This window comes from Streptomyces sp. NPDC048419 (assembly GCF_043200415.1).
Lineage (GTDB): Bacteria > Actinomycetota > Actinomycetes > Streptomycetales > Streptomycetaceae > Streptomyces.
In genome coordinates, this window is the sequence record NZ_JBICXT010000002.1 from 356658 (window position 1) to 377190 (window position 20533).

Below are 20533 nucleotides of genomic sequence, written 5' to 3' on the forward strand. Positions count from 1 at the left end.
GTCCCTCAGGGGTCCCTGTCCAAGGGAGCGCATGTGAGACGGCACCACAGAACGACTCCCCGTATGGCCCGCGTCCTCGGATCCCTGCTGCTCGTCGCGGCGGCCGGCGCCTTCACCGCCGGCGCGGCACCGGCGGCGAAGACCGGGGTGACGCCGCTCGACCGGGTGGTTCCGGCACCCGCGTCGGTCGCCCCGGGCGGATCCCCGTACCGCATCACCCGCGACACCCGCATCCGCGTCGACGACTCACGGGAGGCGCGACAGGTCGGCGAGTACCTCGCCGGCATCCTGCGGCCCTCCACCGGCTACCGCCTGCCGGTGACCACGCAGGGCGGGGCGGGCATCCAACTCCGCCTGCACAAGGGGAGCTTCGGCGCCGAGGGATATCGCCTCGACAGCGGCGGCAGGGGCGTCACCATCACCGCCGCCGAGCCCGCCGGACTCTTCCACGGCGTGCAGACCCTGCGTCAGCTGCTCCCGGCGGCCGTGGAGAAGAACGCCGTCCAGCCCGGCCCGTGGCAGGTGGCGGGCGGCACCGTCAAGGACAGCCCGCGCTACGCCTACCGCGGGGCGATGCTCGACGTCTCCCGCCACTTCTTCACCGTCGGTCAGGTCAAGCGCTACATCGACGAGTTGGCCCTCTACAAGGTCAACAAGCTGCATCTGCACCTCAGTGACGACCAGGGCTGGCGCATCGCGATCGACTCCTGGCCGCGGCTCGCGGCCTACGGCGGCTCGACGCAGGTCGGCGGCGGCAAGGGCGGTCACTACACCAAGGCCGACTACAAGGAGATCGTCCGGTACGCCGCCTCCCGCTATCTGGAGGTCGTCCCCGAGATCGACATGCCCGGCCACACCAACGCGGCCCTCGCCTCGTACGCCGAACTGAACTGCGACGGCAAGGCGCCCCCGCTCTACACCGGCACCGAGGTCGGCTTCAGCTCGCTGTGCGCGGGCAAGGACGTCACGTACACCTTCGTGGACGACGTGATCCGCGAGCTGGCCGCGACCACTCCCGGCCGCTATCTGCACATCGGCGGCGACGAGGCGCACTCCACCAGCCACGAGGACTACGTCACGTTCATGGACCGGGTGCAGCCCATCGTCGCCAAGTACGGCAAGACGGTGATCGGCTGGCACCAGATCACCGGCGCGCACCCGGTGAAGGGCGCCGTCGCGCAGTACTGGGGTCTGGACGACACCGACGCGGCCGAGAAGGCGCAGGTGGCGAAGGCCGCGCAGAACGGCACCGGGCTGGTCCTCTCGCCCGCCGACCGGCTCTACCTCGACATGAAGTACACCGAGGACACCCCGCTCGGCCAGGACTGGGCCGGCCTGGTGGAGGTGCGGCGGTCCTACGACTGGGATCCGGGCAACTACCTTCCCGGCGCCCCCGGTTCGGCGATCAAGGGCGTCGAGGCGCCGCTGTGGACCGAGACGATCGTGACGAGCGCCGACATCGACTACATGGCGTTCCCGCGGCTGCCCGGCGCCGCCGAGCTCGGCTGGTCGCCCGCGTCCACGCACGACTGGGACAGCTACAGGGTGCGGCTCGCGGCGCAGGCGCCGCGGTGGGACGCACTGGGGATCGGCTACTACCGCTCGCCGCAGGTCCCCTGGCCCGCCACGTAGGCCGGACATGCGGACGGGCACCCCGCAGGACCGTACTCCGGGGTGCCCGTCCGCGTTGATCAGAACCCCGCGACGGGATTTTTGAGGGTTCCGATCAGCTGGAGGGCGCCCGCCGGATCGGCCAGGTCGACCATCTGCCGGTTGTTGCGCAGCTGGAGCCGGTTGAGGCAGGACAGCGCGAACTCCGGGGCGAACATGTCGTACTGCTCGAACTTGCCGGCCAGTTCGGGCACCGACTTCTGGTACTCGCGCACGACCTCGGCGACCGTGCGCCAGAACTCGTCCTCCTCCAGGACTCCTTCGCCTGCCAGGTCCGCGGCGAGGAAGCGGAAGAAGCAGTCGAAGACGTCCGTGAAGATCGACAGGAGCCTCTTGTCCTCCGGGACCCGCACCCGCAGCCGCTCGACCGCCGGCGGCAGCACCGCGTCCGGGTCCATGACGGCGATCTCCTCGGCGATGTCCTTGTAGATCGCGCGCTGGATGACGCCGTCCTTCAGGACCAGGATCACGTTCTCGCCGTGCGGCATGAACACCAGGTCGTAGGCGTAGAAGCTGTGCAGCAGCGGGGTGAGGTACGCCCGCAGATAGCGGCGCAGCCACTCGGTGGGCGTGAGGCCCGACTGCTCGATCAGCGCGCCCGCGAAGGACGCGCCCTCGTGGTCGACATGGACGAGGGAGGCCATGGTGGCCAGGGACTCGCCGTCCTTCAGGGAGGCGACCGGGCTCTCGCGCCACAGCGCCGCGAGCATCTTGCGGTACGGCGAGTAGCGGTCCGTCGCCTTCTCGTACTCCAGGTGCCGGTAGCCGACCGCGGCACGCTCGCGGATGATCGACAGACCGGTCGACCCCAGGACGGGGTCGCCCTCGATGAGCTGGGCGAGCCAGTCGTTGATGGCCGGAGTGGCCTCCATGTAGGCCGCCGAAAGCCCGCGCATGAAGCCCATGTTGAGCACGGACAGCGCCGTCTTCACATAGTGCTTCCCGGGGTGCGAGCGGTTGAAGAAGGTCCGGATGGACTGCTGGGCCAGATACTCGTCCTCGCCCTCGCCCAGGCAGACGAGGTGCCCCCGGGCCACCTCGGCGGCGAAGGTCACCGTGAGCTTGTTCCACCACTGCCAGGGGTGGACGGGGATGAGGAGGTAGTCGGCCGGGTCGAGCCCCTGGTCGCACAGGACGTCGTAGAAGCGCTCGACGGTCCCCTCGCCCAGCTCCTGCCGTACGAAGGACTCGTACTCGATCCCCACACCCGCGGTGAACGCGGCGCGCGAGCGATGGGCGGCCAGCCACACCAGGCGGACCGGGCTCGCGGTCTCGGGGGCGTACGACAGGTACTCGTGGATGCCGAAGCCGAGCCGTCCGTTGTTGGCGACGAAGCAGGGGTGGCCCTCGGACATGCCGGTCTCGATGTCCTGGAAACCGGAGCGGGCGAGCTCGGCGGACGGGATCTGTGGCTTGGTGAGCTTGTAGCAGGTGCCGGAGAGGGTGGAGGAGATCTCCTCCAGATAGACGGGCAGGACCTCGTCGCTCAGGCCGAGGCACTTCTGCAGCTCGATGAAGAAGTCCAGTGCCGAGAGCGGGAGTTCGGTGCCGTCGCGGTGACGGGTGACGGAGCCGGCGTCCACCTGCCAGTGGTCGAGGGCGCGGAGCACGGCCGTGAAGGTGTACCGGGTCTGGCCGTCGTCGCTGCGGACGACGTAGCGGTCGCCCTGCTGCTCCGGGGTGATCAGCCGCTCGTGCGCGAACTCGGCGAGCGCCTTGCGGATCAGCAGGCGGTTGGCCTTCTCCCAGCGTTCGGGGGAGAGATGGGCGACGGCGTCGGCGAGGCTCATGCGGTCACCCCCGTCGCGGACAGGCCGTGCTGAGTCTCGAAGAACCGCTCCCGGGTGCAGAAGCTCAGCAACGCCTTCTTCTCCGGCTTCCGGATCTCGCGCTCGGGCACGAATCCGACAGCCTCGTTCAGTGCGTGTACGGCCTTGTTGGCGACGTCCGGCTCGACGACGACGCGCCGCACCGCCGGGTCCTCGAAGAGCCGGGCCATCACGGCGGTGATGACGGCCTTGGTGAAGCCGTGGACGGGTGCGTCGGTGGCCGGGGTGAGGAAGTGCATGCCTATGTCGCCGGGCAACGGCTCGTACAGGCCGACGAGTTCGCGGTGGACGGGGTCGTAGTACTCCATCAGGAAGGCCGGTTCGCCGTCCCGCAGACCGAGCAGCGCGTGGTGGTGCTCGTCGGCCGCGATCTCCATGTAGGCGCGCTCGACGTCCACCAGGTTCGCGTCCTGCATCATCCAGAAGGCCGCCTTGGGGTGGGTGACCCAGGAGTGCAGCAGCTCGGCGTCCTTCAGCGGGTCGAGTGGGCGGAAGGTGAAGATGCCCACCCGTGGGGCGGTGGTCATGGGGACTCCTTGAGTACGTGGTTCGTGCGTCGAGGTCGAGCGAGACGCGGAGGTGTCTTCGGTTTGGCTCCAGCAGGCGCTGAGACGTTTGCAGTCACCGCTTCCTCGACGTGAAGCGCGGGTAGGCGCAACGCTTCGTGAAAAAGCTCGTGAATGCGACCGCTGCCGGACGGAGCGGATCCCTCCACCGTGACGGTCTCCCGCGACGCTGCCGGGCGACGGAATTCCTCCGGTCGGGCAGTGGGCGATGAAGCAGGAAAAGTCGGGGCGCGAGCCGTGAGAGGTCCCGCCCCGGAGGGGCGGGAAGGTGTCAGACGGCGAACTCCTGGAACGCGATCGTCTTCTCGACCGGGTAGTACGCGGTGCCGAGCAGCTCGCGGATGATGCAGCTGTTGCGGTACGCGCCCATGCCGAGGTCGGGGCTGGTGATGCTGTGGGTGTGCACGCCGGCGTTCTGCAGGAAGACGCCGCGGCCGGTGACATCGATGGCGTAGTTGCGGCCCACGTCGAAGCGGCCGTGGCCGTCGAGGCGCAGCCGGTCCGCGACGGGGGCGAGGAAGGCCGGGGGCTCGTAGTGGTATCCGGTCGCCAGGACGAGGCCCTCCGTGCGGATCTCGAACTCCTTGCCCTGTTCGTCCTGGTGGAAGCCGAGCTGGTACGCCCCGTCGGTGTAACGGGCGCTCGTCAGCGACGAGTTGGTCAGCAGACGGGTCGGCACCGGCCGGCCGCCGCTCTCGACGTTCTTCTGGTAGAGCAGATCGAAGATCGAGTCGATGAGGTCCGAGTTGATGCCCTTGAAGAGGCCCTTCTGCTGCTTCTCCAGCCGGTAGCGGGTCTCCTCGGGCAGCGCCCGGAAGTAGTCGATGTAGTCCGGAGAGGTCATCTCCAGCGTCAGTTTGGTGTACTCCAGCGGGAAGAACCGCGGGGAGCGGGTGATCCAGTTGAGCTGGTAGCCGTGGACGTCCATCTCGGCGAGGAGCTCGTAGTAGATCTCGGCGGCACTCTGCCCGCTGCCGACGACGGTGATCGACTTCTTCGACTGCAGCTCGCTCTTGCGGTGCATGTACTGCGAGTTGTGGAACAGACCGCCCTCGAGCCCCCGGCACGCCTCCGGCACGAAGGGGGCCGTCCCCGTGCCGAGGACGAGGTGCCGGGCGCGGTGGACGTCGCCGGTGCCGGTGCGCACGAGGTAGTGGCCGTCCTCGTACGTCACCTCCGTGACCGTCGTGCCGAGCCGGACGCTGCCGAGCCGGCCGGCGGCCCAGCGGCAGTAGTCGTCGTACTCGACGCGCAGCGGGTAGAAGTTCTCGCGGATGTAGAACGAGTACAGCCGGCCCTTCTCCTTCAGGTAGTTGAGGAAGGAGTACGGCGACGTCGGGTCGGCGAGGGTGACCAGGTCCGCCATGAACGGGGTCTGCAGGTGGGCGCCGTCCAGGAACATGCCCGCGTGCCACTCGACGTCCGGCTTCGACTCCAGGAAGAGGCCGTCGAGTTCGGCGATCGGCTCGGTCAGACAGGCCAGGCCGAGGTTGAAGGGGCCGAGCCCGATGCCCACGAAGTCGTAGGTCCTCGGTGCGGAGTCGGTGGGCTCAGGAAGCGCGGTCAAGGGATTCTCCCAGGTACTGCTCGGCGTGGCCGGCGATCAGGTCGAGTACGGCGGCGATGTCGTCGGTCGTCGTCTCGGGGTTGAGCAGGGTGAACTTCAGGTAGTGGCGGCCGCCCACCTTGGTGCCCGCGACCACCGCGTCGCCGGAGGCGAAGAGGGCCTTGCGGGCATGGAGGTTGGCGCGGTCGATCTCGGCCGGGTCGGTGACGGCGGCCGGGATGCAGCGGAAGACGAGGGTGGAGAGGGTGGGCTGGACGACGACGTCGAAGCGCGGGTCGGCGGCGAGCAGCCGCCAGCCGCCGGACGCGAGGTCGCAGACCTGGTCGAAGAGCTCGCCGATGCCGTCGGCGCCCATCACCCGCAATGTCATCCACAGCTTGAGTGCGTCGAAGCGGCGGGTGGTCTGCAGGGACTTGTCGACCTGGTTGGGGATGCGCTCGGTGACCATGCGGCGCGGGTTCAGGTACTCGGCGTGATAGGTCGCGTGCCGCAGCGTGGAGGCGTCCCGCACCAGCACCGCGGACGAACTCACGGGCTGGAAGAAGGACTTGTGGTAGTCGACGGTGACCGAGTCGGCGCGCTCGATGCCGTCGATGCGGTCCCGGTACTTCAGCGAGGCGAGCAGACCGCAGCCGTAGGCCGCGTCCACGTGCAGCCAGGCGCCGTACTGGGCGCACAGTTCGGCGATCTCGGGCAGCGGATCGATGGAGCCGAAGTCGGTGGTGCCGGCGGTGGCGACGACGGCCATGGGGATCAGGCCGTCCTTCCTGCAGCGCTCCAGCTCGTGGGCGAGGGCGACGGTCTGCATCCGCTTGTCGTGGCCGACGGGGATGGGGACCACCGCGTCCTGGCCGAGGCCGAGGAGTTTCGCCGACTTCTGCACGCTGAAGTGGCCCACCTCGGAGGCGAAGATGCGCAGTCCGGCGAGGGAGTTGGACTTGGCCTCCTCCCTCGCCAGCAGCAGCGCCTGGAGGTTGGACTGGGTGCCGCCCGAGGTGAACACGCCGTCGGCGTTCTCGCCGAGGCCGATGCGGGCGGCCGTCCAGTCGATGAGCCTGCGCTCGATCAGGGTGCCGCCGGCCGACTGGTCCCAGGTGTCGAGGGAGGAGTTGACGGCGGACAGGACGGCCTCGCCGAGCACGGCCGGAATGACGACGGGGCAGTTGAGGTGGGCGAGGTAGCGCGGGTGGTGGAAGTAGACCGCGTCGCGGAGGTAGACGTCCTCCAGCTCGTCCAGGACGGCGCTGGTGTCGCCGAGCGGCCGGTCCAGGTCGATGGCGGCGATCCGGGGGGCGAGGGTGTCGACGGTGACACCGGTGAACGGACGGTCGGTGGTGGCGAGTTTGGCCGCCACCCGCTCGACTCCTTCGGTCACGGAGCTGCGGTACTGCTCCGCGGTCAGGTCATTGAGCAGGTGCGAGCGCATGTTGGGGTCCTCCGGTGGGGACAGTCCGTGCGGGGCGGGAGAGCGGGGAAACCCAGAGCTTCTGGCTTCAACTTAGGTTAGCCTAACCTAAGTTAGTTGCCTCCAATCCTGTCCCTCCAGTGACCGCCGTCACTCCGTCTCGCGCAGCTGCTCCTCGCTCAGGCCCTGCCGCCAGTAGCCGACGAAGGTGACGCGCCGACGGTCGATCCCGCGCTCGCCGACCAGGTGCCGGCGCAGCTGCTTCACGCATCCGCTCTCGCCCGCGATCCAGGCGTACGGGCGTTCCGCGGGCGGGAGTTGGGCGCAGCGCAGGGCGTCGAGGGCCATGGGGGACCCCTCGACGCCACTCGCGTCCCGGACCAGCCAGGTGATCTCGGCGTCGGCCTCGGTCGCCAGGTCCTGGATGTCTCCCGCGTCCCGCACCTCCAGCCAGACGCGGGCGCGGGAGTCGGCGGGCAGGGACTCGAGGATCGCGGAGACGGCCGGGACGGCGGTCCCGTCGCCCCAGATCAGCGTCAGGTCGGTGTCCGCGGGCGGCCGGAACCGGATCGCGCGGTTGTCCGCGAGCGCGGGGCCGAGCAGGACGACACGGTCACCGGCGCCGGCCCGTGCGGCCCACCGCGAGGCGGGGCCGGCCGGGGTGTGCAGGACGAAGTCGACGTCGATCTCGTCGGGGTCGCGCCGCAGCGAGCGCAGGGTGTACGAGCGCATCACCGCCCGTACGCCGTCCGGGAGTTCACGCCAGGCCTGCCACCAGCTGTCGCCGAGCTCGTACGGCACGGCGGGCTCGCGCTGCCCGGGATGCGGCAGGAAGAGGGACAGGGACTGGTCGCACCCGTCGGAGCGGAACGCGTGCAGATCCTCCCCGCCGAAGGTGACACGCACCAAGGACGGCCCCAGCCGCCTCGTCCGTACGACCTGGAGGGAGAAGAAACGGAACGGGGCGGCTACGGCCGTCGTCATGGCGGAACTCCTGAATCGACGTCAGGGGATGCGCACCTCAGGGGCGCGGGGCGGTGTCGATATGCGGCTCCGCCGCGTGGGCGCGATCCGCCACGACGGGCTCGCAGATGCTCACGGCCCTCACGGTCAGCTGACCTTCTTCGCCTTCTCCAGCGCCTCGGCCAGACCTGCGAGCAGCGGAACGCACTTGTCGTAGGACAGGATCGGCTCGGGCGAACGGCCGATGACCTGCCCGGCCTTGACCGCGGGGAGCTTCTTCCAGGTCGCCTTGGTGATGTCGGCGGGCTGGATCGCCGAGGTCCGGTCGTCCATCATGATGATGTCCGCCGCGTACTTGTCGACGTTCTCCCAGCTCAGCGACTCGTACCAGCCGCCGCCCTTGGCCTTCGCCTTCTCCGGGGGCTCGACGAAGTTCACGCCGAGCGCCTTGAAGTACTCCAGGTCGATGGAGAGGTTGGTGCCGGAGACGTAGAAGAGCGTGTCGGCCGCGGAGGCGGCCATCACCTTGATGTCCGGCTTGGCCTTCGCGGCCTTGCGCAGCCGGGCCGCCGCCTCCTCGAACCTCTTCTTGGCGTCGGTGGCCTCGGCCGCCTTCAGGTCCGCGCCGAGCGACTCCGCCAGCGCCCACATGCGCTGGAGCGGCTCGGTCAGCTGGCGGTCGTAGACGGAGATGCCGACGCTGGGGGCCAGCTGGGCGATCTTGTCCTTGGAGGCCTCGGGGACGTACCAGAGCGTGCCGGCGCCGTCGAACATCGTGGTGATGAGCACGTCGGGCGCGAGGGCCGCGAGCTTCTCGACGTTGAACTGGTCCCAGACGTTGCCGAGGATCGTGACCTTGCTGATGTCCATGTCGCCGGCCTGGACGTCGGGCTTGCCGTCCGTGGTCCTGGTGGGGCCGAAGACGCCCTTGACGCTGATGCCGTAGTCGAAGAGCGCGGCGGCGACACCGGTGAACGCCACGATGTTCTTGGGCGCCTCGTCGAGCTTCACCGTCTTGCCGCGGTCGTCCTTGAAGGTCCAGGGGCCGGATTTGGCTGCGGTCGTCGCGTCGGAGCCACCGCTTTTCGCGTCGTCGTCACCGCAGGCGGCCAGCGCGGCACCGAGGCCGAGGGCGCCGCCGGCGGCCAGGATGCCGCGTCGGGTGAGATGGGTGGCTCTGGCGTTGGACATGGTGAGGCTGCTTTCGAACGGGGCGGAACGCCCGCCGGACAACTTTCAACGTAGGTTAGCCTAACCTCAGTCGATGTCCAGGGGTGGGGGCGTTCCGCGCCCGGGCACGGTCAGCCGGTGAGGCCCAACTCCCGTGCGATCAGCATCCGTTGCACCTCGCTCGTGCCCTCGCCGATCTCCAGGATCTTGGAGTCGCGCCACATCCGGGCCACCGGGTACTCGTTCATGAAGCCGTAGCCGCCGTGGATCTGGGTGGCGTCGCGGGCGTTGTCGACCGCGACGGTGGAGGAGTGGAGCTTGGCGAGGGCGGCCTCCTTCTTGAAGGGGGCACCGGTCACCAGCCGGGCGGCCGCGTCCCGCCAGGCGAGCCGGGCGGTGTGGGCCTTCATCTCCATGTCGGCGATCTTGAACTGGATGGCCTGGTTGGCGCCGATGGGGCGGCCGAAGGCGTGGCGCTCCTTGGCGTACTTCACCGACTCGTCCACACAGCCCTGGGCGAGGCCGGTCGCGAGCGCCGCGATGGCGACGCGGCCCTCGTCGAGGATGCGCAGGAACTGGGCGTAGCCGCGGCCCTTCGCGCCGAGCAGGTTCGCCGCCGGGACGCGCACGTCCGTGAAGGAGAGCTCGCGGGTGTCCGAGGCGTTCCAGCCGACCTTGGAGTACGGCGCGGCCACCGTGAAGCCCGGGGTGCCGGACGGGACGATGATCGACGAGATCAGCGGCTTGCCGTCGGGCTTGCGGCCGGTGACCGCGGTGACCGTGACCAGGCCCGTGATGTCCGTACCCGAGTTGGTGATGAAGCACTTGGTGCCGTTGATCACCCACTCGTTCGTCGACTCGTCGAGGCGGGCCGTCGTGCGGGTCGCGCCCGCGTCCGAGCCTCCGTCGGGCTCGGTGAGGCCGAACGCACCGAGGATCTCGCCCGAGCACAGACGCGGCAGCCACTCGTGCTTCTGCTCCTCGGTGCCGAAGAGGTGGATCGGCATGGCGCCCAGCGAGACGCCGGCCTCCAGGGTGATGGCCACCGAGGAGTCGACGCGGGCCAGCTCCTCCAGCGCCACGCCCAGCGCCAGGTAGTCACCGCCCATGCCGCCGTGCTCCTCGGGGAACGGCAGCCCGAACAGGCCCATGCGGCCCATCTCGCGGACGATCTCGTACGGGAACTCGTGGTGCTCGTAGAACTCGCCGATCTTGGGCGCCACCACGTCGTGGGCGAACGCCTCGACGGTGCGGCGGAGTTCTTCGAGCTCGGGGGAGAGACGGAAGTCCATGACGGTCACTGCTCCTCAGTGGCCTCGGCGGCCTCGGTGTCCTTGTGGGACAGCGCTCGGACGGTGCGGGACGGGCTGGGTCGGCCCAGTTGGCCGGCCATCCACGCGCTGGTGGCGACGAGACGGCCGAGGTCGACTCCGGTGTCGATGCCGAGACCCTGCAGCATCCACACGAGGTCTTCGGTGGCGAGATTTCCGGTGGCGGACTTGGCGTACGGGCAGCCGCCGAGGCCGCCCGCCGAGGCGTCGACCGTGGTGACGCCGTGTTCCAGGGCGGCGTAGGTGTTGGCCAGCGCCTGGCCGTAGGTGTCGTGGAAGTGGACGCCCAACCGCTCCACGGGAATGCCGTGTTCGCCGAGCTCGGTCAGGAGCGCCCGCACATGGCCCGGTGTCGCGACCCCGATCGTGTCGCCCAGACTCAGTTCGTCGCAGCCCATGTCCAGCAGGGCCCCGCAGACCCGGACCACCTGGGGGATGGGGACCGGCCCCTCCCAAGGGTCGCCGAAGCACATGGAGAGGTAGCCGCGGACATGGACCTGCTGGGACTTGGCGCGGGCCACCACCGGTTCGAACATGGCCAGCGCCTCGTCCACCGTGCGGTTGAGGTTGGCCTTCGCGAAGGACTCGGTGGCACTGGCGAAGACGGCGACGCGGCGGGCACCGAGGGCGAGAGCACGGTCGAGGCCGCGCTCGTTCGGGACGAGCACCGGCAGATCCACCGGGAGGCCGGAGATCTGCGGGAACAGCTGCTCGGCATCGGCGAGTTGAGGCACCCACTTCGGGTGCACGAAGCTCGTGGCCTCGATCGTGGTCAGCCCGGCCTCGGACAGCCGGTGCACGAACTCCGCCTTGACCTGCGTCGGTACGGTCGTCTTCTCGTTCTGCAGACCGTCGCGGGCGCCGACCTCATGGATGCGGACCCGGGTCGGCAGACCGGGAGCCGGTACGGCCATGGGCAGCGTCATTTCTCCTCCTCGTGCGGTGCGATGACGGCCAGCACCTGGTCCATGGCGACCGTCGTGCCCGGCGCCACGTCCAGTTCGGCGACCGTGCCGGCGTGCGGGGCGGAGATGACGTGCTCCATCTTCATCGCCTCGACGACCAGCAGGCTCTGGCCCGCGCTCACCTCGTCGCCGACGGCGACCTTCACCACGGTGACCGTGCCGGGCATGGGTGCGGTCAGCGAGTCGGCGCCGGCGTGGCCCGCGCGCGTGAGGGACGCGGCGACCGGGTCGTGGTCGCGCACGTGCCAGGCGTCGCCGTCCCGGCCGATCCAGTCGGCGGCGCGGTGGAAGGTGTGCCGGACACCGTCCAGGATGACCGCCACCGTGTCGGCGGTGACGGTGTGGGCGCCGCGCGTCTCATGGGTGACGGGTTCGAGTCCCGGCACGCGGAGGGGGAAGGCGACGGGCCTGGGCGTGCCGCCGAGCCGCCAGCCGCTCGGCACCGAGAAGGGGTCGCACCAGCCGTCCCCGCGCGGCTCCAGCGCATCCAGCCGCACGGCCGCGGCCGCCTCGTACACCTCGTCCGGTACGTCGGTGGACACGAGCGAGTCCACCTCCCGCTCCACCAGCCCGGTGTCCAACTCGCCCGCCACGACCGCCGGATGGGCCAGCAGGCGGCGCAGGAAGCCGGCGTTGGTCTGCACGCCCAGCGTCACCGTCCCGGCGAGGGCCGTGCGCAGCTTCCGGATCGCCGTCTCGCGGTCCGGGCCGTAGGCGATGACCTTGGACAGCATCGGGTCGTAGAGGCTGCCGACCTCGGTGCCCTCGCTGAGCCCGGAGTCGGTGCGGATGCCGTCGCCCTGGGGTTCGTGCAGCCTGAGGACCGTGCCGCCGGAGGGCAGGAACCCGCGCGCGGGGTCCTCGGCACAGACACGGGCCTCGACCGCGTGCCCGGTCAGCGTGATGTCGTCCTGCTCGTACGGCAGTTGCTCGCCCGCCGCCACCCGCAGCTGCCACTCCACCAGGTCCAGGCCCGTGATCAGCTCGGTGACCGGGTGCTCGACCTGGAGGCGGGTGTTCATCTCCATGAAGTAGTACGACGACGGGTCGCCGCCCGGCACGATGAACTCCACCGTGCCCGCCCCGCGGTAACCGCAGGACCGGGCCGCCTGCACTGCCGCCTCGCCCATCGCCGCGCGCGTGGCTTCGTCGAGGAGCACGCTGGGCGCCTCCTCGATGATCTTCTGGTGCCGGCGCTGCAGCGAGCACTCGCGCTCGCCCAGGTGCACCACGTTCCCGTGACTGTCGGCGAGGACCTGGATCTCGATGTGCCGGGGCCGGTCCACCCACCGCTCCACCAGGAGCGTGTCGTCGCCGAAGGAGGCGCGGGCCTCGCGGCGGGCGGAAGCGATCTCGTCCGCCAGCTTCTCCGCGTCCCGCACCAGCCGCATGCCCTTGCCGCCGCCGCCGGCCGACGGCTTCAGCAGCACCGGCATGCCGATCTCGCGGGCGGCGTCGGCGAGTTGGCCGTCCGTCAGGCCGCTGCCGCTGGACCCGGGGACGACCGGGACCCCGGCCGCCTGCACCGTCTCCTTGGCGCGGATCTTGTCGCCCATCAGGGAGATGGCGTCCGCGGGCGGCCCGATGAAGACCAGCCCGGCATCCGCGCAGGCACGCGCGAAGGAGGCGTTCTCCGCGAGGAAGCCGTAGCCGGGGTGCACGGCCTGGGCGCCGGTGCGGGCGGCGGCCTCCAGCAGGCGCTCCGCCGACAGATAGCTCTCGGCTGCCGGGGCCGGGCCGATCCGGACCGCCGTGTCGGCCTCGCGGACATGGCGGGCGTCGGCGTCCGCGTCGGAGAAGACGGCCACCGAGCGCACGCCCAGCGAGCGGAGCGTACGGATCACGCGGACGGCGATCTCGCCCCGGTTGGCCACGAGCACTGTGTCGAACATGGGTCCCCTCCTCACATCCGGAAGACGCCGAACTGGGGCTCGCCCAGTGGCGCGTTGGCACAGGCGGTCAGTGCGAGACCCAGCACCTGGCGGGTCTCCAGCGGGTCGATGACGCCGTCGTCCCAGAGACGGGCGGTGGCGTAGTAGGCGCTGCCCTGGCGCTCGTACTGCTGTCGGATCGGCGCCTTGAAGGACTCCTCGTCCTCGGCCGGCCACTGTTCGCCCCGGGACTCCAGCTGGTCCCGCTTGACCGTCGCGAGGACCGAGGCGGCCTGCTCGCCGCCCATGACGGAGATCTTGGCGTTCGGCCACATCCACAGGAAGCGGGGGGAGTAGGCCCGGCCGCACATCGAGTAGTTGCCCGCGCCGTACGAACCGCCCACCACGACCGTCAGCTTCGGCACGCGCGTGCAGGCCACGGCCGTCACCATCTTGGCGCCGTGCTTGGCGATGCCGCCCGCCTCGTAGTCCTTGCCGACCATGAAGCCGGAGATGTTCTGCAGGAACACCAGCGGGATGCCGCGCTGGTCGCACAGCTCGATGAAGTGGGCGCCCTTCTGGGCGGATTCGGAGAACAGGATGCCGTTGTTGGCGACGATCCCGACCGGGTGGCCCTGGATCCGGGCGAAGCCGGTGATCAGCGTCTGCCCGAACTCCGCCTTGAACTCGGCGAACCGGGAGCCGTCGGTCACGCGCGCGATGATCTCGCGGACGTCGTACGGGGTGCGGGAGTCCACCGGCACCGCGCCGTACAGGCCGTAGGGATCGACCTTCGGCTCGGCCGCGGGCCGCACCTCCCAGGGCAGCGCGCCGCGCGCGGGCAGCGTGGCGGCGATGTTCCGCACGATGCTGAGCGCGTGCGCGTCGTCCTCGGCGAGATGGTCGGTGACGCCGGAGATCCGGGAGTGCACCTCGCCGCCGCCGAGCTCCTCGGCGGTCACCACCTCACCGGTGGCGGCCTTCACCAGGGGCGGGCCGCCCAGGAAGATGGTGCCCTGGTTGCGGACGATGACCGCCTCGTCGCTCATGGCGGGAACGTACGCCCCGCCGGCCGTGCACGATCCGAGGACCGCGGCGATCTGCGGGATGCCGGCGCCGGACATCCGCGCCTGGTTGTAGAAGATCCGCCCGAAGTGCTCCCGGTCCGGGAAGACCTCGTCCTGCATGGGCAGGAAGGCGCCGCCGGAGTCGACCAGGTAGATGCAGGGGAGGCGGTTCTCCAGGGCCACCTCCTGGGCGCGCAGGTGCTTCTTCACCGTCATCGGGTAGTACGTCCCGCCCTTGACGGTGGCGTCGTTGGCGACGATCACGCACTCGCGCCCGCCGACCCGCCCGATCCCGGCGATGACGCCGGCGGCCGGGGCCGCCCCGTCGTACAGCCCGTCGGCGGCGAGGGGCGCCAGCTCCAGGAAGGGCGAGCCCTGGTCGAGCAGCGTGTCCACCCGGTCCCGCGGCAGCAGCTTCCCGCGTGCGGTGTGCCTGGCCCGCGCCTTCTCGCCGCCGCCGAGCCGCGCCGCGGCCAGCTTGCCGTGCAGCTCCTCGACGAGTGCGCGGTGCGCCGCCTCGTTGGCCCGCCAGGCCTCCGACGCGGGGTCTGCCGCGCTCGTCAGCTCCGGTGCCTCGTGCATCCTGCGGTCCCCTCACCCAGTGGTCGGACTGTTAATGAGCGTTAACCATTTCCATCAGGTTAACGACCGCTAACCTCCCTGTCTAGAATTACCTTCATGGCCACCAGAACCGACGCCCCCACCCGCCGCGAGCAGATCCTCAAGGAGGCCGCGCGGCTGTTCGCCGAGCGCGGTTTCCACGGGGTCGGAGTCGACGAGATAGGTGCCGCCGTCGGCATCAGCGGCCCGGGCCTGTACCGCCACTTCGCGGGCAAGGACGCGATGCTCGCCGAGCTGCTGGTGGGGATCAGCGGCCAGCTGCTGACGGGCGCGAAGCGGCGCCTCCAGGAGGCCGACGGGACGCGCCCCGAGGCGGTCCTCGACTCGCTCATCGAGGGGCACATCGACTTCGCGCTCGACGACCGCCCCCTGATCACCCTGCACGACCGCGAGCTGGACCGCCTGCGCGACAGCGACCGCAAGCTGGTGAGGCAGCTCCAGCGGCAGTACGTCGAGCTGTGGGTGGCGGTGCTGCGGGAGGTCTACCCGGGCGTCGCGGAGCCCGCGGCCCGGTCCGCCGTGCACTCGGTCTTCGGCCTGCTCAACTCCACCCCGCACCTGGGCCGGCCCGGCTCGCTGCCCGGCCGCGGGACGACGGCGGAGCTGCTGCACCGTATGGCCAAGGGGGCGTTCGCGGCCGCGGCGGCGTGACGAGCGTTACGGGATCTCCTCTGGACGCCTCTCCCTACCCGCCGGTACCTTGAAGATCTGAGCAAGCGCTTAGACATTGGGAACCAGGAGGTGGCGGCGGTGCGCCGTACGGTGTTCAACGAGGACCACGAGGCGTTCCGGGAGACCCTCCGGGCCTTCATCGAGGCCGAGGTCGTTCCCGTCTACGACGAGTGGTTCGCCGCGGGCCAGGCGCCGCGCGACTTCTACTACAAGCTCGCCGAGCTCGGCGTCTTCGGCATCCGCGTGGACGAGGAGTTCGGCGGCGCCGGCATCGACTCGTACAAGTTCGAGGCCGTGATGTACGAGGAGACCGCTCGCGCCGGTGTCCAGTTCGGCGGCTCCGGCGTGCACGTGCTGCTCGGCCTGCCGTACATCAAGATGCTCGCCTCCGACGAGCAGAAGAAGCGCTTCCTGCCGAAGTTCGTCTCCGGCGAGGAGATGTGGGCCCTCGCGATGACCGAGCCGGGCACCGGCTCCGACCTCGCGGGCATGAAGACCACCGCCAAGCTCTCCGAGGACGGCACGCACTACGTCCTCAACGGCTCCAAGACCTTCATCACCGGCGGCGTCCACGCCGACCGCGTGATCGTCTGCGCCCGTACCTCCGCGCCGACCGCCGAGGACCGCCGCTTCGGCATCTCCCTCTTCGCCGTCGACACCAAGTCCGAGGGCTACTCCATCGGCCGCAAGCTGGACAAGCTCGGCCTGAAGACCTCCGACACCGCCGAGCTGGCGTTCGTCGACGTGAAGGTCCCGGTCGAGGACCTGCTCGGCGAGGAGAACAAGGGCTTCTACTACCTGGGCCACAACCTCGCCTCCGAGCGCTGGGGCATCGCCTTCGGCGCCTACGCGCAGGCCAAGGCCGCCGTGCGGTTCGCCAAGGAGTATGTCCAGGAGCGCACCGTCTTCGGCAAGGCCGTCGCCTCCTTCCAGAACACCAAGTTCGAGCTGGCCGCCTGCCAGGCCGAGGTCGACGCCGCCGAGGCCGTCGCCGACCGCGCCCTGGAGGCCCTGGACGCGGGCGAGCTGACCCCCGCCGAGGCCGCCAGCGCCAAGCTGTTCTGCACCGAGGTCGCGCACCGCGTCATCGACCGCTGCCTCCAGCTCCACGGTGGCTACGGCTTCATGAACGAGTACCCGATCGCCCGTCTGTACGCGGACAACCGGGTCAACCGCATCTACGGCGGCACCAGCGAGATCATGAAGACGATCATCGCCAAGGACATGGGTCTGTAAGGCCCGCGAAACCCCAGGAAAAGACTGGCAGGTACAACTGTCTGCCATGAGCCAGGCACTCAAGGATCTCCTCGATCTGCTCGACCTGGAGCAGATCGAGGAGAACATATTCCGCGGCCGGTCCCGGTCCGCCGTCGTCCCGCGGGTCTTCGGCGGGCAGGTGGCGGCCCAGGCGCTGGTCGCCGCAGGGCGCACGGTCCCCGCGGACCGGCACGCCCACTCCCTGCACGCGTACTTCCTGCGCCCCGGCGACCCGGGCGCGCCGATCGTCTACGACGTCGACCGCATCCGCGACGGCCGCTCCTTCACCACACGCCGCGTGGTCGCGATTCAGCACGGCAAGCCGATCTTCCACCTCTCGGCCTCCTTCCAGGGCGACGAGGACGGCCTCGACCACCAGGCGCCGATGCCGTCCGCTCCCGACCCGGCGACGCTGCCCACCTCCCAGGAGCGGCTGCGCGGCTACGGCCACCTCGACGCGGTGGTGGTCGAGAAGTTCCTGGAGGCGCGCGAGGCGGTCGACCTGCGCTACGTCGAGGAGCCGCCGTACGGGCGGTTCGGTGAGCCGCGCGAGCCGCACTCCCAGGTCTGGTTCCGCACCAACGGCAAGCTCGAGGGCGCCATCGACGAGCACCTGCTGCACGTCGTCCTCGCCACGTACGTCTCCGACATGACCCTGCTCGACTCGGTCCTGCTCGCGCACGGCCGCGGCGGCTGGGCCGTGGGGGACGTGGTCGGGGCCTCGCTCGACCACGCCATGTGGTTCCACCGGCCCTTCCGCGCCGACGAGTGGCTGCTGTACGACCAGGAGTCGCCGTCGGCCCACGGCGGGCGCGGGCTCGGCCAGGCCCGTATCTACACGCAGGAGGGGCAGCTCGCCATCTCGGTCATCCAGGAAGGTCTGGTGCGCGTTCCGCGGGAACACTGAGAGGCATGACGTCTGCAGAGGAGGGCGGCGGCGAGAGCACCTTCACGGTGGTGGTCGCCGCCGTCGCCAATCTCGGGATCGCTCTCGCCAAGGCGGTCGCCGGAATCATCAGCGGGTCCAGCGCGATGCTCTCCGAGGCGGCGCACTCCGTCGCCGACACGGTCACCGAGGTCCTGCTGCTGACCGCCCTCAAACGCAGCGGGAAGCCCGCCGACGAGGAGCACCCGCTCGGCTACGGGCCCGAGCGCTACATCTGGGCGATGCTCGCCGCGGTCGCGACGTTCGTCGGCGGCGCCGTCTTCTCGATCTACGACGGCGTCCACACCCTGGCGGCGGGCGAGGATCTGGGCGATCCGCTCGTGTCGTACATCGTCCTGCTGGTCGCCTTCCTGCTGGAGGGCTTCTCGCTGCGGACGGGGCTGCGCCAGGCGCGCGGCGAGGCCCGGCGCGTCCGGGCACCCTTCAAGCTGTACCTCCGCCACACCCCCGACACCGCGGTGAAGGCCGTCGTCCTGGAGGACTCGGCCGCGCTGATCGGCCTCGTGCTCGCCGCGGGCGGTCTGCTCGGCGGGCAGCTCACCGGGTCCGGCGTCTGGGACGGGATCGCCTCGCTGCTGATCGGCCTGCTGCTGCTCGTCGTCGCCTGGGTGCTGGGCCGCTCCAACGCCGAGTTGCTCGTCGGGCGCCCGCTGCCGAGGTCGGTCCGGCAGCGGATCAGGGCCGAGCTGCTGGACGTGGAGCACATCGAGGCCGTACTGGAGCTGACGACGCTCGTGCAGGGCCCGCGCGAGGCGCTGGTCGCCGCCAAGATCGACTTCCGCGACCGCTCGACGGCGGCCCAGATCGAGTGGGCCTGCGAAACCGCCGAACTGCGCCTGCGCTCGGTGTTCCCGGCGGTGACCAGGGTGTACCTGGACCCGACACCGGGGTTCGCACAGCGTCGGTCGGAGGGGTTGAATCCTTGGCCGTGAGCGACTCGACAGCCGGTTCGCGCAGTGCCGGCGGAAGGGTTTCGTCTCCGGCCGTGGGCGCCCGGGAAAGTCGGTTGAGCTGGGGGCGTGGTCGCGGTGGGATGGCGGCATGGCGGAAGCATCGGCGGAGACGTGGAACTGGCGGGGCGGGCGGATCAGAGGCGCGTTTCTGGAGGCCGCGGACGTCGCTGTCGGGCTGCTGGGCGAGGCGGCCGTCGCCAAGGGCTGGGAGAAGCCGAGCGTGCTCGAGCACTTCGGTGTGCGGGGACTGGCCGGACACATGTTCTGGCAGGAGCTGGCGCTGCCCGCGCTGCTCGCCGGGCCGGTGCCCGCGGAGCCGGTGGTGTCCCTGCGCACGTACTACCTGGAGAAGGTCACCTGGCTGGACGCCGGTCCCGGCGCGCCCGTCAGCGGGCGGATCCGGCAGGGCGGCGAGTCGACCGCCGCGGACGGGCACACGGCGCTGCACGCGCGCGTGCGCGACGCGCTGGAGCGGTTGCGGGACCAGGTGCGGGACGCGCCCGCCGCACGCCCCGTCCACATCCCCTCCTGGGGCGGCTGGTCCCTCGAACTCGACGACCTTTTGCTCACCCGGCTGCTGGAACTCGTCGTCCACGGCGACGACTTGGCGTCGAGCGTGGGCCTGCCGGCCCCGGCGTTCCCGGAGCACGTCACCGCACCCGTCGTCGAGCTGCTTGCGCGCCTCGCGGTCCGTCGGCACGGCACGGTGGACGTGATGAGGGGACTCGCCCGCGCCGAACGCGCCCCCGCCTCGATCGCCGGTATCTAGCGACGGCTCAGGAGAGCCCCGCCTCCGCCAGCAGGTACGCCGTCATCGGGTCGTAGTGGCGCGGGCTGACGACATGGTCGTCCAGCGGGACCACGACCTGGACGGTGCCCTCCGCCTCCGCCAGGAACAGCGCCGGGTCGTTGCAGTCGGCGTAGCCGACGGAGTCGACGCCGTGCTGACCGGCGTAGCCCGCCCAGCCGTGGTCGGCGACGACCAGGTCGGGCAGCGGGCGGCTGGAGTTCCCCAGCGCCGTGAGGATGGCCTTCATCGGCTCGCCGGAGTGCGTGTGCCACAGGGAGGCGCCGTGCTCCAGGACCGCGACGTCCGCGAGCTGCCAGACGTAGCCCTCCTCCGTCTGGAGCCCCTCCGGGATCACGACGATCTCGCAGCCGGCCGCCCGCAGCGCGGCGGCCGTGGCGCGGTGCACGTCGAGCAGCCCGCCCGGGTGGCCGGTCGCGAACAGCACCCGCTGCTGCCCGTCTGCGGCCTTGCGCAGCCGCGCCGCCATCCGGTCCAGGGCGTCGACGGTCAGCTCGGGATCGATGGTGTCCTGGCCGTACCGGTACTCGGGGTCGTCGTTCACGCCCACCCGCTCCGCCATCACCGCGAGGACGTCCTGCTCGTCCCGCCAGCGGTCGCCGAGCTCCAGGCCGAGCCAGTAGTGGCGGTCGCCGTTCGCCAGCTTGCGGTAGTGGCTGAGATTGTTCTCGCGGGGCGTCGCGACGTCGCCCGCGATGCGGGTCCGTACGAGGTGGTCGACGAGCTCGGCGCGGCTGGGTGTCCCGGGTATCGGCATGCAGCCCATTGTGGTGCAGGCGGCCGTGCGAGTCCCTGGCGTCCCGCACCCTGGGACGTGGCTCACGTACTCATCGTCATGGGTTCTCGTACCTATTGCCGTGCCGCGAACGCC

Annotated in this window: 17 protein-coding genes; 6 read left to right on the forward strand and 11 right to left on the reverse strand. The window is 70.5% G+C overall.

The genetic code is table 11. The features are described from left to right. The first annotated feature begins 33 nt into the window (after positions 1–33). Positions 34–1632: a beta-N-acetylhexosaminidase gene (locus ACGFYN_RS05620; protein ID WP_393864456.1), complete on the forward strand. Its 1599-nt coding sequence runs from the start codon at positions 34–36 to the stop codon at positions 1630–1632. 59 nt (positions 1633–1691) lie between these two features. On the opposite strand, the gene ACGFYN_RS05625 is transcribed toward ACGFYN_RS05620, so the two are convergent. From ACGFYN_RS05625 to ACGFYN_RS05670, 10 genes are all read right to left on the reverse strand, one after another. Continuing rightward, positions 1692–3461, reverse strand: a complete 1770-nt coding sequence (locus ACGFYN_RS05625) for an IucA/IucC family protein (RefSeq protein WP_393864457.1) — start codon at positions 3459–3461, stop codon at positions 1692–1694. Beyond that, the gene (locus ACGFYN_RS05630; protein ID WP_393864458.1) at positions 3458–4027 is read right to left on the reverse strand and encodes a GNAT family N-acetyltransferase; all 570 of its coding nucleotides are present in this window, start codon (positions 4025–4027) and stop codon (positions 3458–3460) included. The genes ACGFYN_RS05625 and ACGFYN_RS05630 overlap by 4 nt, the downstream gene beginning before the upstream one ends. Positions 4028–4337: 310 nt before the next feature. Then, positions 4338–5633 carry a lysine N(6)-hydroxylase/L-ornithine N(5)-oxygenase family protein gene (locus ACGFYN_RS05635; protein WP_393864459.1) on the reverse strand — a complete coding sequence of 432 codons (1296 nt, stop codon included), beginning with the start codon at positions 5631–5633 and terminating at the stop codon, positions 4338–4340. After that, complete coding sequence (gene desA / locus ACGFYN_RS05640; protein ID WP_393864460.1) at positions 5617–7059, reverse strand: lysine decarboxylase DesA; 1443 nt, start codon at positions 7057–7059, stop codon at positions 5617–5619. The genes ACGFYN_RS05635 and desA overlap by 17 nt, the downstream gene beginning before the upstream one ends. Before the next feature lie 129 nt (positions 7060–7188). Next, positions 7189–8022 carry a siderophore-interacting protein gene (locus ACGFYN_RS05645; protein ID WP_393864461.1) on the reverse strand — a complete coding sequence of 278 codons (834 nt, stop codon included), beginning with the start codon at positions 8020–8022 and terminating at the stop codon, positions 7189–7191. Positions 8023–8148: 126 nt separating this feature from the next. Next, positions 8149–9192, reverse strand: coding sequence for an ABC transporter substrate-binding protein (locus ACGFYN_RS05650; protein WP_393864462.1), 1044 nt, complete (start codon positions 9190–9192; stop codon positions 8149–8151). Between the two features lie 110 nt (positions 9193–9302). Beyond that, positions 9303–10463 carry an acyl-CoA dehydrogenase family protein gene (locus ACGFYN_RS05655; protein ID WP_393864463.1) on the reverse strand — a complete coding sequence of 387 codons (1161 nt, stop codon included), beginning with the start codon at positions 10461–10463 and terminating at the stop codon, positions 9303–9305. 5 nt (positions 10464–10468) lie between these two features. After that, positions 10469–11428: a hydroxymethylglutaryl-CoA lyase gene (locus ACGFYN_RS05660; RefSeq protein ID WP_393864464.1), complete on the reverse strand. Its 960-nt coding sequence runs from the start codon at positions 11426–11428 to the stop codon at positions 10469–10471. Further along, positions 11425–13359 (reverse strand): acetyl/propionyl/methylcrotonyl-CoA carboxylase subunit alpha, encoded by a 1935-nt coding sequence (locus ACGFYN_RS05665; protein WP_393864465.1) that lies wholly within the window; start codon positions 13357–13359, stop codon positions 11425–11427. The genes ACGFYN_RS05660 and ACGFYN_RS05665 overlap by 4 nt, the downstream gene beginning before the upstream one ends. 11 nt (positions 13360–13370) lie before the next feature. After that, the gene (locus tag ACGFYN_RS05670) at positions 13371–14987 is read right to left on the reverse strand and encodes a carboxyl transferase domain-containing protein (RefSeq protein WP_393864466.1); all 1617 of its coding nucleotides are present in this window, start codon (positions 14985–14987) and stop codon (positions 13371–13373) included. 96 nt (positions 14988–15083) lie between these two features. On the opposite strand from ACGFYN_RS05670, the gene ACGFYN_RS05675 reads away from it, so the two are divergent. The 5 genes from ACGFYN_RS05675 (at position 15084) to ACGFYN_RS05695 (ending at position 19623) form a co-directional block, all read left to right on the forward strand. Next, positions 15084–15677, forward strand: a complete 594-nt coding sequence (locus tag ACGFYN_RS05675; RefSeq protein WP_393864467.1) for a TetR/AcrR family transcriptional regulator — start codon at positions 15084–15086, stop codon at positions 15675–15677. 99 nt (positions 15678–15776) lie between these two features. Continuing rightward, the gene (locus tag ACGFYN_RS05680) at positions 15777–16934 is read left to right on the forward strand and encodes an acyl-CoA dehydrogenase family protein (RefSeq protein ID WP_393864468.1); all 1158 of its coding nucleotides are present in this window, start codon (positions 15777–15779) and stop codon (positions 16932–16934) included. 46 nt (positions 16935–16980) lie between these two features. Further along, positions 16981–17862 carry an acyl-CoA thioesterase gene (locus tag ACGFYN_RS05685; RefSeq protein WP_393864469.1) on the forward strand — a complete coding sequence of 294 codons (882 nt, stop codon included), beginning with the start codon at positions 16981–16983 and terminating at the stop codon, positions 17860–17862. Between the two features lie 5 nt (positions 17863–17867). Beyond that, a complete protein-coding gene (locus ACGFYN_RS05690; RefSeq protein WP_393864470.1) occupies positions 17868–18833 on the forward strand; it encodes a cation diffusion facilitator family transporter in 966 nt (321 codons plus the stop codon). 109 nt (positions 18834–18942) lie between these two features. Beyond that, positions 18943–19623, forward strand: coding sequence for a maleylpyruvate isomerase N-terminal domain-containing protein (locus ACGFYN_RS05695; RefSeq protein WP_393864471.1), 681 nt, complete (start codon positions 18943–18945; stop codon positions 19621–19623). Between the two features lie 7 nt (positions 19624–19630). Here the strand turns inward: ACGFYN_RS05695 and ACGFYN_RS05700 are convergent, their stop codons facing one another. Beyond that, the gene (locus tag ACGFYN_RS05700; protein WP_393864472.1) at positions 19631–20419 is read right to left on the reverse strand and encodes a phosphatase; all 789 of its coding nucleotides are present in this window, start codon (positions 20417–20419) and stop codon (positions 19631–19633) included. Between the last annotated feature and the right edge of the window lie 114 nt (positions 20420–20533).

Bases quoted from the DNA above. Each gene is read 5' to 3' on its own strand.
- ACGFYN_RS05675 (WP_393864467.1), top strand. From the start codon at position 15,084: ATGGCCACCAGAACCGACGCCCCCACCCGCCGCGAGCAGATCCTCAAG.
- ACGFYN_RS05690 (WP_393864470.1), top strand. From the start codon at position 17,868: ATGACGTCTGCAGAGGAGGGCGGCGGCGAGAGCACCTTCACGGTGGTG.
- ACGFYN_RS05625 (WP_393864457.1), bottom strand. From the start codon at position 3,461: ATGAGCCTCGCCGACGCCGTCGCCCATCTCTCCCCCGAACGCTGGGAG.
- ACGFYN_RS05670 (WP_393864466.1), bottom strand. From the start codon at position 14,987: ATGCACGAGGCACCGGAGCTGACGAGCGCGGCAGACCCCGCGTCGGAG.
- desA (WP_393864460.1), bottom strand. From the start codon at position 7,059: ATGCGCTCGCACCTGCTCAATGACCTGACCGCGGAGCAGTACCGCAGC.
- ACGFYN_RS05700 (WP_393864472.1), bottom strand. From the start codon at position 20,419: ATGCCGATACCCGGGACACCCAGCCGCGCCGAGCTCGTCGACCACCTC.
- ACGFYN_RS05655 (WP_393864463.1), bottom strand. From the start codon at position 10,463: ATGGACTTCCGTCTCTCCCCCGAGCTCGAAGAACTCCGCCGCACCGTC.
- ACGFYN_RS05645 (WP_393864461.1), bottom strand. From the start codon at position 8,022: ATGACGACGGCCGTAGCCGCCCCGTTCCGTTTCTTCTCCCTCCAGGTC.
- ACGFYN_RS05630 (WP_393864458.1), bottom strand. From the start codon at position 4,027: ATGACCACCGCCCCACGGGTGGGCATCTTCACCTTCCGCCCACTCGAC.
- ACGFYN_RS05650 (WP_393864462.1), bottom strand. From the start codon at position 9,192: ATGTCCAACGCCAGAGCCACCCATCTCACCCGACGCGGCATCCTGGCC.
- ACGFYN_RS05685 (WP_393864469.1), top strand. From the start codon at position 16,981: ATGAGCCAGGCACTCAAGGATCTCCTCGATCTGCTCGACCTGGAGCAG.
- ACGFYN_RS05695 (WP_393864471.1), top strand. From the start codon at position 18,943: ATGGCGGAAGCATCGGCGGAGACGTGGAACTGGCGGGGCGGGCGGATC.
- ACGFYN_RS05665 (WP_393864465.1), bottom strand. From the start codon at position 13,359: ATGTTCGACACAGTGCTCGTGGCCAACCGGGGCGAGATCGCCGTCCGC.
- ACGFYN_RS05660 (WP_393864464.1), bottom strand. From the start codon at position 11,428: ATGACGCTGCCCATGGCCGTACCGGCTCCCGGTCTGCCGACCCGGGTC.